Here is a 13947-nt window from a genome sequence, read left to right as displayed (position 1 = left end):
AAGCCCGCAGCGAAGCTATTTCTAGCTTAAGTTGACACCAATGAGCAATGTGCGAATTTGCAAAACCAAAGGAGATGAAAACATCGGGATTTCCTCCAGGTTCGGATGCCTAGCCAACTAATTATATTCTCACGCAAAAAAGCAAAGACGCGAAGATATAACTTTGCGTCTTTGCTTTTTTATCAAAAATTATCGAGGAAGGCAGGAGGCAGAGGGCAGGAGGCAGGAGGAAAACTGCCCGACGCTCGCAGACTCGCTACCGCTGCGCTATCTGTTTCCTGCCGCGACCATAGGGAGCAAGGGTTGAAGACCCCCTCCAAATTTTCAATTTGGTGGCTCTTTTTCAGGAGGGGTTTGAATCCCCTTCTGAAAAAAAACCTTCTGCCTCCTGCCTCCTGCCTCCTTCAATCTCAGATTTACTTGTTAGGCTGAGGAGTCATCCGCAGATAGGGTTTGATTTCCTCGTAGCCTTTGGGGAATTTCTCTTTAAGTACTTCTGGATCTTTGAGTGAGGGGACAATTACACAATCGTCTCCATCTTTCCAGTCGGCTGGTGTTGCCACGCTGTAATTATCAGTCAATTGCAGAGAATCAATCACCCGCAAAATTTCATCAAAGTTGCGTCCTGTGCTGGGGGGATATGTAAAACTTAGGCGGAGTTTCTTATTAGGGTCAATCACGAAAACCGATCGCACTGTCACCGCCGCATTCGCATTCGGGTGGATCATGTCGTAAAGGTCAGAAACCTTGCGATCGGCATCTGCCAAAATTGGGTAGTTAAGGGTGGTGCTTTGAGTTTCTTCAATGTCTCCCACCCAGCCTTTGTGGGATTCAACGTCATCAACGCTGAGTGCGATCGCTTTGACATTGCGCTTGTCAAATTCTGGTTTGAGCTTGGCAACTGTGCCGAGTTCTGTTGTACAAACAGGTGTAAAATCAGCAGGGTGAGAGAACAGCACAACCCAGCTGTCACCTGCCCATTGGTAAAAATCGATGTCGCCGTGTGTTGAGGCTTGCGTAAAGTTGGGTACTGTGTCACCTAGACGGAGAGCCATGTGAGATTCCCTGTAGTTAAGAAAGGCATATATATTCTAGTATGCCATCATGACATAAAACCCCGATTTCCCAATCGGACTATAGCAGTTTGAAACAAAATTTTAGGTTGTCAGCACTCTTGGATAAAGGACGAAAGAGAGTTAAAATTTATTGACTAAAGTACATATATATGCTTTAGTTAGTGTGTTTTCCCTACAAGTTTTTCTTTACCGCAAATCTACATATTGACCTAAATCCTTATCCCTGATAATTTGTCCCATTTTCTGATACTCTCGACGCATAGCTCGAATTAAATGTACCATCTCAATTACTCCCCCATCATCTGCTGCTAAAAAAGCTGCTGTCAGTGCAATATAGCGAATATTAGCCCCCGTAAGCTCAAAATTTTGTGCCAATAATTCTAAATCAAGATTGTGGCTACAGGGGGCATTTTTGGGGAAAATTCTCTGCCAAATTAGGTGACGATTCTTTGTATCTGGTAAGGTAAACTCGATAATAAATCGGAGCCGCCGCTCAAAAGCTTCGTCAATATTGCTACGAAGATTTGTAGTTAAAATTGCAATACCTTCATACTCTTCCATTTTTTGCAACAGATAACCTACTTCGATATTGGCGTAGCGATCGCGGGCATCTTGCACCTCAGAACGTTTGCCAAACAAGGCATCAGCTTCATCGAAAAAAAGAATGGCATTAGAATTGGTTGCAGCGGTAAAAATGCGATTGAGATTTTTTTCTGTCTCGCCGATGTATTTACTAACTATTTGAGACAAATCAATTTTGTAAAGGTCTAGTTGCAGTTGATGGGCAATCACCTCTGCTGCCATAGTTTTACCTGTACCGGAAGAACCAGAAAACAGAACATTTAGACCTTTTCCTAAAGATAATTTATCTGCAAAACCCCATTTTTGATGTACTAAATCTCGGTATTCTGCTTCTTTGCAAATATCTTGTAGTTGTGTGATTTGGTTGGGGTGCAATACAATATCATCCCAAGTATATTTCGGTTCGATTTTACGGGCGAGGCTAGCTAAATCGTGACCTGATTGAGCGCGAGCTGCACTACATAAGTTTAAAAATGACGGTAGTGATTTTTCTTTAGTTGAGTCAATTTGTTGCCAACGGGCGGTATTATGGGCAGTGGCGACAGCATCGGCAATTTGATCTGGGGTTAGCAGAAAGCGATCGCTCAATACATCTAACTCTCGATCCTCAACAGTTATCTGTGCTGCTTTTAGGTGAGTTTGCCAACATTGTCTGCGTTGACTAGACTCAGGAATTGTAAAGGGAACTGTAATTAACCCGGTTGCACCTGTAGCTGTGGGTACCCAATTTTGTACCCCTGCGAGGATGGTTATACCCCGATTGTTCTCTTCTAGTTCTCTGAAGAAGGATTGATAGAGAATTTGATTTTCCGGTAGGTAGAGAATATCGAGGTTATCCAGATACAGCAAACGGTGAAAAAACCAGGCTTCTCGCCATAAAAGTTGCAGTTTTTCCTCAAAGGTAACTTTATCCTCTACCATCCGTGCTAAATCGGCGATTAGCAAGGGAACATCCAGGCTTTTGGCGAGGATTTGGGCGGTGCGGCGTTTACCCGTGCTATCAGTTCCTTGAAAATAGAGCAGTAGGGGTTGTTGTTTCTGCCAGTCTTCTATCAACAAGGCTTCTAATGCGGTTTGTACATCTGCCTTGAGATATAAAGTATCAAAATATATGGTTGGTTCTAGTAGTTGACAACAAGAAGTGAGTCGGGAATCTAACCCTGGTTGATGTAATAGTAACCTCACCACTTGGGAGTCGAGTATTAGACGATGAGAAAGAAGTGTAGATTGCTGTTGATGAGGTTCTGGGCAGAGATGGAGCAGACGGTGGTTAATTAGGGGTGAGTTAGTAGTAAAATGCTTACGTCGTGATAGCTTTTCAGGAACGCTAGAACAGAGCAAGTTTAAGACCATATCTACTGTAGGTCTTTTGTTGCTTATATCATCTTGGAGATAGGCATAGAGCTGTTCATAGTGACGATCTAATTCTGGTGCAAGAGCGATCGCTATTATATCTAAGTCAAAGCTAGATAAACCAAAAGTATTTTGCAACCATGCTAAGAGCGAATCTGACCGTATTGTAATTGATGTTTGCTTTGATAATATCTCGGTTTTTTGCAACCATGACACTTCTATTTCTCTCTCTGTTTTCTCATGAGAAATAGCTTGTTTGAGAAGCCAATCTAATCGCACTAGAAGAGGTTGTAAGCCATTTAAATCTGCACTTATTTCTAGTTCTTGGGTGATGGGTTTGGTAAATATCTGCGCTTCTGCTGTTGAATACACTGGATATTCCTTGAGTGAGCAGTTGTTATTGTATATGGAAATGGATGAAATTAACTGATACCATAATTGCTGCGATGGCAATTCAAAATTCAGCACGTTTAGTAACATCTGATCAAGAATTTGCGAAGGTCAAAGTTCTAACGGTAATTAATTGTTAGCCATTCCTCTCATCAATAGATCAGCCTCAACCCAACCAAAGGTGATCGCACTCAATAAGTAGGTTATTGTTGTAGGTGTGTATTTGTTTTCTCACTCGCGGTTGAATTACCTATTAAGCCAGTTTGCCAGCTACCTAACTTATTCCATATAGCTCCTTTACCATGCTCTTGAACATGTTCTCGCAAATTTTGGAATCCTGCTCCTTCCGTTTGGACAAATGTGTTAAAACCACCATTCCCATCAGGAACCACACCAAAGAGTAGATGTCCTTTGACAGCTAAAGGAAAATCAATCCCCAGTTGGGGGCGCTGCGGATCTGCCGCTGCTATTTCCTGTTCACTACCATAGTGCGAAGTTTCTTTAGTTCCTGCCCGCCGCTTAAACATTTTTCCTGAGCTTAATTGTTGCTGGGTCAATTGTGCATCGCTGGGTATATTATTACCGTCTGACACCATATAATCTAGCGTAGCCTGTCCGGCAGAACCAGCAGCGGTAGATTTATCCATCACACGATTGGGTCTGCGAACTCGTTGATTGGGGTTTCTAGCTGCTAAACTTTCTGCCTTTGAGAAAAGCCGATCATAGATTCGGGCGTGATCATTGAAGATAATGTGCGCCCCTCTATAGAATTCATTAATCCCAGTTCTACCAAAAGCATTACTTACTTGTTGTTCTATATACGTTAAAATATGGTGATGGGTTCGATGCTGTCGACTAAGAATTCGTTTCCGAGTTGCTAAATCTTGTTTTTGCGTTGGAGTCAGCGGTTCAAAGGGTACGGCTTCCCCCTTGGCATTATGTACTAGTCTGGCTGCTCGTGCATTTCGTAAGTTAGTAAATTCTTCTGTAGTAAATCTCTGGTGCAACTGTAACGTTTGGATATTATTCCATGTTTGACACTTATTCTGATAATAAATAAGATATCCCTTATTGTAAAGATACTGGTTTGCTAGCCGGACGGCATCATCGTCTGTCTTTTGGATAACATTATTTCTAGAATCGGTTAAACCAATTTTTATTCCTTTCTTTTGAACTTTTCGTTCTACTATATCTCCACTATTCTGCTGCACCACATGGGTCAATTCATGCGCCAATAATTCCTGTCCCGCCGTGCTACTAGGATTATATGCCCCTTGCTTAAAAAATACATCCTGCCCTGTGGTAAACGCCTTCGCCTGAATTGATTGATTTAACTGGTCAGCCTGAACATCCGTATGCACCCTAACTCCACTAAAATCTGTTCCCATCGCTTGCCCCATTGACTGTTGCAGGCTGGCATCCAAAGGCTGTCCACTTCCCCTAGTACTATTAATCGCAGATTCCAAATCCCTTGATGCTTCACCCCCAGCAATAGCTTCTCGGCGCTGCACCATCTCTGGTAACTGCTTTAGTTGCAATTTTTCTTCATCTGTTTGCTGACGTTGTAAAGTATTCGGTTGTATTTGCGCTGAATCTTCCTTTGGCAGTGCATTCGTTTGTGGCGCGTGAATCTGCTGCACTACATCCTTAGCTACCTGATCCGCTTCTTGCTCATACTTATCTCCCACTTCTCCTATTGTTAGCTTCGCCTGTATTGGTGCAACCACTTGCCCCGCATCACCCCAAAGCTGTTGGGAAATGCCTTGAAATTCTGGTGTCCATGAGGTTCGCTTCCCCACCAAAATCTCTCGCGTTGACCTTGTACCGATCGCACTCTCTAACTCCTGTCTCTCATCCCCACTCACGCTATTTGGGTCTTGTTGCACTCTCTGCACAACTGAAGACAATGATCCATAACTGGGACTAGAGGCAATCTCTTTATTTATTGGCGTTGATGGCAGCGAGGGTGCAACTTTTTGAAATATTTGTTTTCGGTACATAGTTAATCTCCGGCATTCGATTAGGGATTGCAATAAAAAATACTGCTGAAATATACTTAAGTATTTATGTAACTTATAGTTTTTGCGTATTTATTATATATAGTATTAGTAGCCTAAATTATTACATTGGTATTTCACAACACTGAGAAAAGTCCAACTCAATTATTATCGTTGCAGAAAGATTTTGCAACGTCAAATTCCTTATTTTAAATTGAATCAATCGATTTTAGCAGATTTTTCTGAAATTACAGTTTTTGCAAATATTACTAATAGTTACAATATTCTTGACAATGTTTCATGTATATTTTATTCATAAAGCTAGTAACTGGTTGTATTATTTTGAACTAGCAGTTATTTTCTTTCATAAGCTTTCAAAATGAGCAGTGTCATAAAACAAACATTGTTTAGATTATGTTAGATGGTCTAGACACTACTTTAGAATTGCTACTGAAGCGAGAACTTCCACCTGATGTTCCTTCTGGAGACACGGAAGTTTTTATTAGTTTTGTTACGCCTTATCAAGGAGCAATTAAACAAAAGCCAGCGATTAATTTATTTCTTTATGATGTGCAGGAGAATCTGGAGTTACGCAGCAGTGCTTGGTCAGTGGAACGCCAAACTAATGGCAGAGCAATTAGAAAACGTCCCCCAGCTAGGGTAGATTGTTCATATCTAATTACTGCTTGGCCACAAAATGAAGAGGATGTCCAGACAGAACATCAACTTTTAGGAGCAGTGATGAAGGTGTTGCTGCGACATCGAAAACTTCCCGAACCCTTGATTGCAGATAACTTGGAAGCACAAGAACTTCCTTTAAGACTAATTAGTTTACGTCCCAGTAACTTACAAAGTTTTGGGGAATTTTGGCAAGCAATGGGGGGGAAAGAAGGAACTAGACCCAAGGTTGTCTTGCATTGTACTGTCACCATCTCTGTTCCTGTGGATGAAGCAGGAGAAGAAGCGGGACTGGTGGGAGTTCATCGACCAAACTCTTAGTTTCAGGAGTAGCGATGCTCGAACTATCTATAGTTAACCAACAAATAGCGATCGCAGGTAAAGTTTTGCAAGGAGAAACGCAAAAGAATATTTCTGGTGCAATAGTTGCAATTATTGAGATGCCAGAAAAATTCCGAGCTATTTTATCTCTAAAAGCACTGCAATTCGGTTCGCAATGGGAAAAAATGTCCGAGCGACCTGACCGCAAAATTACCAGCAATGATGGTTATTTTTACTTTACTAATTTACCCCCTGGGGAATATCTTTTAGAAGCATCGTTACCTATCAGCCCAACGCGATACAACAAAGCTAGGAAAGAAGTTCAAGTATCTTCCCCTATCAATGGCAAAATTACCGCGACGATGGTGGATATTGTGCTTTCACCCACGGGAATTAAAGGAAAAATTACTGATGCAGACGATTCAAAAAAGTTGATTACAAATGCCAAAGTACAGATTCAAAATAGTGGAGATAGTACCATTAGTGACCAACAAGGTAATTATCACTTAATCGGATTAGAATCGCCAAAATCAGGTCAGCGTACCATCACCATGATTGTCTCTGCGACAGGTTATCAACAAGTTTCTCAGTCACTCAATATTCAGCGCGGGCAAGTAATTGCGGAGCAAAATTTTGCTCTAAAACCCAAATAAATACTCATTTTTTTTAGGATAAGTAAATAGGCACAATAATCAACTATATGAGGAAAAATAAACTAAGCTAAAACTCTTATACCTATTGCCTATTGCCTATTCCCTATTTGCCTTCTTACTTATATCAAGGAGCTAATGAAATGCCAACCTATCTTTCTCCAGGTGTTTACGTTGAAGAAATAGCTTCCGGTTCTGCCCCAATTGTAGGAGTTGGAACCAGTATTGCCGCTTTTATTGGCACGATTAAAGCCAATGCTTGGTCATCAACTAATACTAACAATACCTCAATTAAGTCTGTGGGTAGTCCTACAAGTCCAGTTGAGATTGGTGAAGGTAAAGGTGGAAACCAAAAAAATTATTCCCTATTGTCAGGAGATTATCCACTAGTTACCACAGTGGGGACTTATGGCTTCTTCGTTGGTGGGAGTCCTGTTAATTTAGATGATACAAACCCTATTACCAATAGCGATGCAGACAAATCTGCAACCGTAAAATTTAAAGATGCGATTCCTTCAGGAGAAAAAATTACTGGATATTACCAAGTTCAACTACCTGTAACAGTAATTCCCAGCGACTCCAACATCGCTCAAGAAGGGGAAATTAAATTAATCACAAACTTTAGTGAATTTAAGAAATTCTTTGGTGACTTTTTACCACCTAGTGGCGATACCCAAGGACAAAACACCCTAGCTCATGCAGTTTATGGCTTTTTCAGAAATGGTGGAACTCGTTGTTATGTCACCTGGATATCTGGAGAAAATCAACTTGCTGGCGTTTTAGATGCCTTTGAAGCTATTGATGAAATCACTATCGTCGCTGCACCAGGAAATTTAGCCCTCAGAGATGATATCAAAGACCATGCGGAAAAACTAGGCGATCGCATTGCGATTCTGGATAGTCTAGATACCATCGACCTTAGCAGCACAGGAGTTGTAAATACCCTTAAACCATTCAACTCTGCCTATGCAGCATTGTATTTCCCGTGGATTCAAGTTTTCGATCCTGCAAGCAATAGCAATATTTATATTCCCCCAAGCGGTCATATTGCGGGAATTTATGCACGGGTTGATGGGCAAAGGGGAGTACACAAAGCCCCTGCCAATGAAACTATTTTGGGAGCCTTAGATTTAAAATATAATCTCAGCAAAGCCAAACAAGATGGGCTTAATCCCGATGGAATTAACGTTATTCGCAAGTTAAACGGGAATATCCGCGTTTGGGGTGCGCGTACCTTGGGCGGAGATGCAAATACAGAGTTTAAATACGTCAATATTCGCCGTCATTTTAGTTACCTGCGAGACTCCATTGATAAAGGGACTCAATGGACAGTTTTTGAACCCAATACCCCCGAACTCTGGGCAAAAATCCGCCGCAATATCAGTGCTTTTTTATTGATAGAGTGGCGCAAAGGTGCATTGTTTGGCACAACACCCCAAGAAGCTTTTTATGTGAAATGTGATGCCGAAACCAACCCCCCAGAAGTGCGGGATTTGGGTCAAGTTGTCACAGAGATTGGTTTAGCAGTGGTTAAGCCGGCAGAATTCGTGATTTTCCGTCTGAGTCAGTGGACTGGGACGGGAACGTAGGGGATAGGGAATAGGGGATAGGGAATAGGGAGTAGGGAGTAGGGAGTAGGGAATAGGGAATAGGCAATAGGCAATAGGCAATAGGCAATAGGTAGGAGGTGATCTCAAGGAAACAAGTTTCACAGGAAAGTATGAAAGTGGTTTTTCCCTACTCCTCACTGAAAATAATGATAAATGACCAATGACAAATGACAAATGACCAATGACAAATGACAAATGACAAATGACCAATGACAAATGACAAATGACAACTTTAGAGCCAAAAATACCAGGTATCTCTTTAAACTATGTCGTTCCCACTCCACAACCTGAGTTACTGACAGGTGTTCCGGTATTCTTTGGCTTGACATCGCTTAAAGAGGGAGTGAACGAACCAAAAAAGCTAACCTTGGCGACGCATTTTCAGCAATATTTTGGTCAAGCCAAGGGATATCTAGCAGATGCAATCAAAGGATTTTTTGAAAACGGAGGTCGTCTTTGTTATGTTATAGCCTTATCTGATAATACTCTTAAGGCTCTCCAACAAGGTTTAGAGACCAGCGAAGTCTTAGAAAATGTTGATTTGGTTTGTGTTCCCGACATCATGCTTGGTTCAGATGCGGAAGTTATTCAAAAGCAGCAAGCTATTTTAAAACATTGCGAGCAGATGGGCGATCGCTTTGCCATTCTTGATGCTTTGAATGATGTAGGAAAACTAAATGACCAACGCAAACGACTTTCTAGCCAAAATGGGGCATTATATGCACCTTGGCTAAAAATAGAACATCGTTTAGAAGCAATTCCTCCCTGTGGTCATATTGCCGGAATATATGCAAGTTGCGATCGCACAGTCGGAGTACATGGCGCACCTGCTAATATTCCACTTGCAGGGGTACTGGATCTCAGTTTTCCCCTAACTCCCACAGACCAAGAACAGCTGAATCCAAAAAACGCAGCGGGAGTCAATTGTATTCGTAGCTTCCAAGGACGAGGTATGCGAGTCTGGGGAGTGCGTACCCTCAGCCCCATCGCTGAATGGCAATATGTCAACGTGCGTCGCTTATTTCTCACCTTTGGACGCTGGGTAAATCGTAACTTAGCCGATACAGTCTTTGAACCCAATGCTTTTCCTTTATGGGTGCGGCTGCAAAGGGAATTAAGCGTTTATTGTGAATCTTTATGGCGACAAGGTGCTATCCAAGGTGCTTTGCCCCAAGAGGCATTTTATGTCAAATGTGATGCCGAAACTAATCCCCCTGAAAATCGAGAAATGGGACAAGTAATAGCAGAAGTTGGTTTAGCCCCCACTATTCCAGGGGAATTTATTCAACTTTTAGTTGTTCAAAGTAGTAGCGGAATTACATTGATATGAAGGCAATAGGCAATAGGGAATGGGCAATAGTAAAAAAGTGGAAAAAGGAAGTAGATATGTGTTGAGTGTTTCAAAAATTAAATGGGAATTATATAACACAATACAGTTCAGATAAGACGAAAAAACTTGTAGAGGCGGCGATTTATCGCGTCTTCAAAGACCAATTACCTACACCAATAACCCTTAACCCAAGCGTATTGTTATATAGCAATACAGTTCAGATAAGACCAAAACACTTGTATAAACGGCGATTTATCGCGTCTCAAAAACTGATAATTGTTAATTCAAATTTATTGCAGGAGATTCTATTATGCCAACAATTTCTAATCCTCACGACCCATACAGTGGTTATAATTTCTGGGTGGAATGGGATGGTATTGTCCATGCTGGTTTTCGTGAATGTAGCGGTTTGACAGCAACTCGCAATGCAGGAACTTACCGAGAAGGAACAGATAAAGCATTAAGCCAACGTCAAATTCCCGGTCTTAATACTTATGGCAACATTACCCTAAAACGGGGAATTACCGACAATAAAGAACTGTGGGAATGGCACAAAAAACTACAAAATGGTGAAACAGATCGGCGTAATCTTTCCATCATTTTAGCTGATGATAAAGGAGAAGAAAAAATTCGCTGGAATTTAGAAAATAGCTGGCCTACTACTTGGAATGCTCCAGATTTTAATGCTACCTCAGACGAAGTAGCAATAGAAACTCTCGAATTAGTTCATGAAGGTATCACCATTGGTTAATATTTCCCTTCCGCAAAATCATGCAGCAAACTGAATTTCCTTTTATCTTGCCTCAAGGATATCTCGACTCGGAAAGTAACACTCACCGCGAAGGCATTATGCGCCTTTCCACTGCCTATGATGAAATTGCCCCCATCCGAGATCCAAGGGTGCAAAAAAATCCTGGTTATTTGGTAATTATTCTCTTAGCAAGGACGATAGTCCAACTAGGAACATTAGACCAAATTAATACCAAAATAATTGAGGGTTTATTTTCAGGAGATTTAGTCTATTTACAGGATTTTTATCAAAGGATTAACCAAAACGGTCATAGTCGTCTACGGGTAGCTTGTCCCCACTGTGACGGAGAGTTTGAAGTGGAAACTATTCCCGTGGGGGAGTAGTTTGCTACCCCACAGAACGACTGCTGGAGGAGGTAGCTTACCTCGCCTACCATTTTCATTGGTCTTACGAACAGATTATGACAATGGAACACCGAGAACGTCAGCAGTGGGTGACGCAGGTAGCACAAATTAATCAGCGACTTAGCGATTGAACAGGAAAAAAATGAATCCCAAACTTATCGCACTCAATGCAGCTTTAGCCGCAGGTTCAACAGCCAGTTTACTGGGACACGACCCCTACATGGCTTATAATTTTGCCGTGGAAATTGGAGGAGTTGTTATTGGTGGTTTTAGCGAGGTTAGCGGTTTAAGTAGCGAAATTGAGTTGGAATCTTATCAGGAAGGAGGCTTAAACGATTTTACTCATAAATTCCCCAAACATACTACCTATCCAAATTTAATTTTGAGTCGAGGATTAGTGAATATTGATTTGTTTTATATTTGGTATAAAGCAACTAGTCAAGGGTGGATTCAGCAGTTGAATGGTACGATTATCTTACTTAATAATCAACAAATTCCGGTGATGTGGTGGACGTTTAAAAAAGCATATCCCGTCAAATGGGAAGGGCCAACTTTTAACGCTAGTAGCGATGAAATTGCTGTAGAAAAAATTGAATTGGTGCATCAAGGAATTTCTAAGTTATAGGGAGTAGGGAGTAGGGAGTAGGGAGTAGGGAATAGGTAAGGAGGTTTTTATAGTTGTATTCAGCTTCGTAAAAATCGTATAGGAGTTTTATGTTGCATCATGGCAAACTTATCTAATTGGCAAGATTCACTTGATGAGGGGTTAGTAAATCGCCTACATCGTCCCTTGCGTCAACCGGGAATGATGAAAATGGCGATGAGTCAGCGCATTATTAATCGTTGCGATCGCTTTTTAAATCGTTTACCTCTTTTGAATCAACAAATGCAACGTTGGGGTAATACTAATACCCTATCATCTGAGCCTATGCCGATTGTTTATGCACAGCCTGTTTCATTAGCAAAAGAACAAGAAGTAGAGAATTGGGTAAATAATTCTCTGCCAACTGTCTCCCAAGTTAAGCCTTTGACTAATGTAATTCAAAGAAAAATAGATTCTTCTCAATCTTTACCAATTAGAACAGTTACTAATACTACCCATGTCCAAAATATCACAGATTTATCAAGTTATAATTTTACAGATGACAAAACCCAATCTTTAACTTTAAAAACGCCAATTAATAAAACCTCTATATCTTCATCTGAAGTTCCAGTAGTTTCGCCACAAACCATTGGTGAACAATTACCAAAAATAGCAGAAATGGCGTTAGTAGATTTGACAAACTCGCAAACATCTTTGCCTAATAGCGCTGAATCAAATCTCAATCACCCATCTCAATTGAATGTAGATACCACTTCTATCTCTTCACCAAAAATCCCCATAGTTTCGCCACAATCCATTGCTGAAAAGTTACCACAAACAGCAGAAATGTTGTCATCACAAGAATTTCCCAACCTTCCTGATGTGACACTACCTATTATTCAAGCAAAACTCCAGATTGATTCCAGATCACAGCCATCTCTTCCTATTGTTAATGAGTTAAATAATTTAGCTGACCAACAAGAAACACAAGCAGATAATTATGGAGACAATATAAGCTCAGTTAAGCACGAAAACTTAATATCTCAAAGCTCTTCAAAACAACTTCCCATCGTCACTGCACAACCTCTAACTACTCAAGTTAATTTGAAGAAGCAAAAAATATCATTTGCTATCAATTCACCAACTTTTCAAAATAAACCTGCAACGACCCTCAACAAACAATCTGTTACTATTTCTACCTCACAAATTAATCAAAGTAATCACAAGCAAAACATATCTCCTCTTCCTATTGTTTCTGTAACTTCTCCAAGTAACTCATCCTTAAAAACTGAATCTTTACCTTTACCCATAGCTAAAGCTACACCATCATCAAAGAGTAATAGCCAGCAATCGAACCTACCGAACCGCAATTCAATATCAAATACGGATTCTTCATCACCTCCTAGAAGTTTCGCCAGTCCTGTATCACCAACAGAAACCTCGGTTTCGCCAATAGCAACTCAATCCAATATTGACGTTGATGCGATCGCTAGTCAAGTTGAACGCAAACTAATGCGACGGTTAGTAATTGAAAGTGAACGCAGAGGAAAAAATCGATGGCACTAGAGAAATTAACTATCAAAGCTGAAAAAAATAACCCAGGAGACTTTGCTGATAAATTTAAAGTTCTTTTTAACCCTAATCAAGTGGAAATTGTCAAAACAGGCTGGTCAATGGGAAATTATGGCCCAGTTGCATCTAAAGAATTAACTCAACTTAGTCTTGATTTGTTCTTTGACACCACGCTGATAGGATTTCCCCCAGAAAATGTCCAAAACTATACCCGCAAAATTTTTAGTTTGACTCAGCCTCGCATTGGCAAAAATCCCAAACGTCCCCCTCGTTGTCAACTGATTTGGGGAACTATATCGGGTAAAGATAGCTTATTATTACCTGATGGTTTTTTAGAAAGTGTTACTAAAAAACTGACTCATTTTCTTGAAGATGGTACGCCTGTCAGAGCCACCTTAACCTGTAAATTTAAAGAATGGAAAGAACCGAAAAAAAAGGCAAAGATTGCTAATCCCATTGATGATCCTGTGAGAATCGTTAAACGAGGAGAAACTTTAAGTAGTATCGCCACTGAAGAATATGGAGATCCGGGTTTATGGCGTGTAATTGCCGTAGAAAATCGCTTAAACAATCCTCGTATCTTAAATCCTGGAGCTGTGCTGACAATTCCTCCTTTGCGAATTACTAGCCTGACTCAGAGGAGTTAAATC

General features: G+C 40.8%; 12 protein-coding genes and 1 pseudogene. 10 read left to right on the top strand and 3 right to left on the bottom strand.

Features of this window, described 5'->3' with window-relative positions; genetic code table 11:
* Window positions 1–416 precede the first annotated feature (416 nt).
* The 3 genes from RRG12_RS12200 to RRG12_RS12190 form a co-directional block, all read right to left on the bottom strand.
* Complete coding sequence (locus RRG12_RS12200) at window positions 417–1055, bottom strand: peroxiredoxin (protein ID WP_069069333.1); 639 nt, start codon at window positions 1053–1055, stop codon at window positions 417–419.
* A gap of 207 nt (window positions 1056–1262) precedes the next feature.
* On the bottom strand, window positions 1263–3383 hold the full coding sequence (locus RRG12_RS12195) for an ATP-binding protein (RefSeq protein WP_420759457.1): 2121 nt from the start codon (window positions 3381–3383) through the stop codon (window positions 1263–1265).
* Between the two features lie 221 nt (window positions 3384–3604).
* Window positions 3605–5401: a DUF4157 domain-containing protein gene (locus RRG12_RS12190; protein WP_420759456.1), complete on the bottom strand. Its 1797-nt coding sequence runs from the start codon at window positions 5399–5401 to the stop codon at window positions 3605–3607.
* Between the two features lie 411 nt (window positions 5402–5812).
* Between RRG12_RS12190 and RRG12_RS12185 the strand changes: the two genes are divergently transcribed.
* From RRG12_RS12185 to RRG12_RS12140, 10 genes and pseudogenes are all read left to right on the top strand, one after another.
* A complete protein-coding gene (locus RRG12_RS12185) occupies window positions 5813–6397 on the top strand; it encodes a DUF4255 domain-containing protein (RefSeq protein WP_069069335.1) in 585 nt (194 codons plus the stop codon).
* A gap of 14 nt (window positions 6398–6411) precedes the next feature.
* Window positions 6412–7050, top strand: a complete 639-nt coding sequence (locus RRG12_RS12180; protein WP_420759455.1) for a carboxypeptidase regulatory-like domain-containing protein — start codon at window positions 6412–6414, stop codon at window positions 7048–7050.
* 140 nt (window positions 7051–7190) lie between these two features.
* Window positions 7191–8636, top strand: a complete 1446-nt coding sequence (locus RRG12_RS12175) for a phage tail sheath family protein (RefSeq protein WP_069069337.1) — start codon at window positions 7191–7193, stop codon at window positions 8634–8636.
* A gap of 244 nt (window positions 8637–8880) precedes the next feature.
* The gene (locus RRG12_RS12170; RefSeq protein ID WP_420759454.1) at window positions 8881–9987 is read left to right on the top strand and encodes a phage tail sheath family protein; all 1107 of its coding nucleotides are present in this window, start codon (window positions 8881–8883) and stop codon (window positions 9985–9987) included.
* 310 nt (window positions 9988–10297) lie between these two features.
* Window positions 10298–10738, top strand: coding sequence for a phage tail protein (locus RRG12_RS12165; protein ID WP_069069339.1), 441 nt, complete (start codon window positions 10298–10300; stop codon window positions 10736–10738).
* Between the two features lie 20 nt (window positions 10739–10758).
* Window positions 10759–11121 carry a hypothetical protein gene (locus tag RRG12_RS12160; protein WP_069069340.1) on the top strand — a complete coding sequence of 121 codons (363 nt, stop codon included), beginning with the start codon at window positions 10759–10761 and terminating at the stop codon, window positions 11119–11121.
* A gap of 17 nt (window positions 11122–11138) precedes the next feature.
* Window positions 11139–11273, top strand: a pseudogene (locus RRG12_RS12155) (DUF6760 family protein); the annotation flags it as partial.
* An 11-nt stretch (window positions 11274–11284) separates the two neighbouring features.
* Entirely contained in the window at window positions 11285–11767 is a 483-nt protein-coding gene (locus tag RRG12_RS12150) for a phage tail protein (protein ID WP_069069341.1), read from the top strand.
* A 99-nt stretch (window positions 11768–11866) separates the two neighbouring features.
* Complete coding sequence (locus RRG12_RS12145; RefSeq protein ID WP_420759453.1) at window positions 11867–13291, top strand: hypothetical protein; 1425 nt, start codon at window positions 11867–11869, stop codon at window positions 13289–13291.
* Window positions 13282–13944 (top strand): LysM peptidoglycan-binding domain-containing protein, encoded by a 663-nt coding sequence (locus tag RRG12_RS12140; RefSeq protein ID WP_420759452.1) that lies wholly within the window; start codon window positions 13282–13284, stop codon window positions 13942–13944. Before RRG12_RS12145 ends, RRG12_RS12140 begins: the two co-directional genes overlap by 10 nt.
* Window positions 13945–13947 lie beyond the last annotated feature (3 nt).

The sequence above is a fragment of the Nostoc sp. CALU 546 genome (assembly GCF_048836525.1).
Note: the sequence above shows the minus strand (reverse complement) of the source record. Positions and strands in the feature narration are given on the sequence as shown.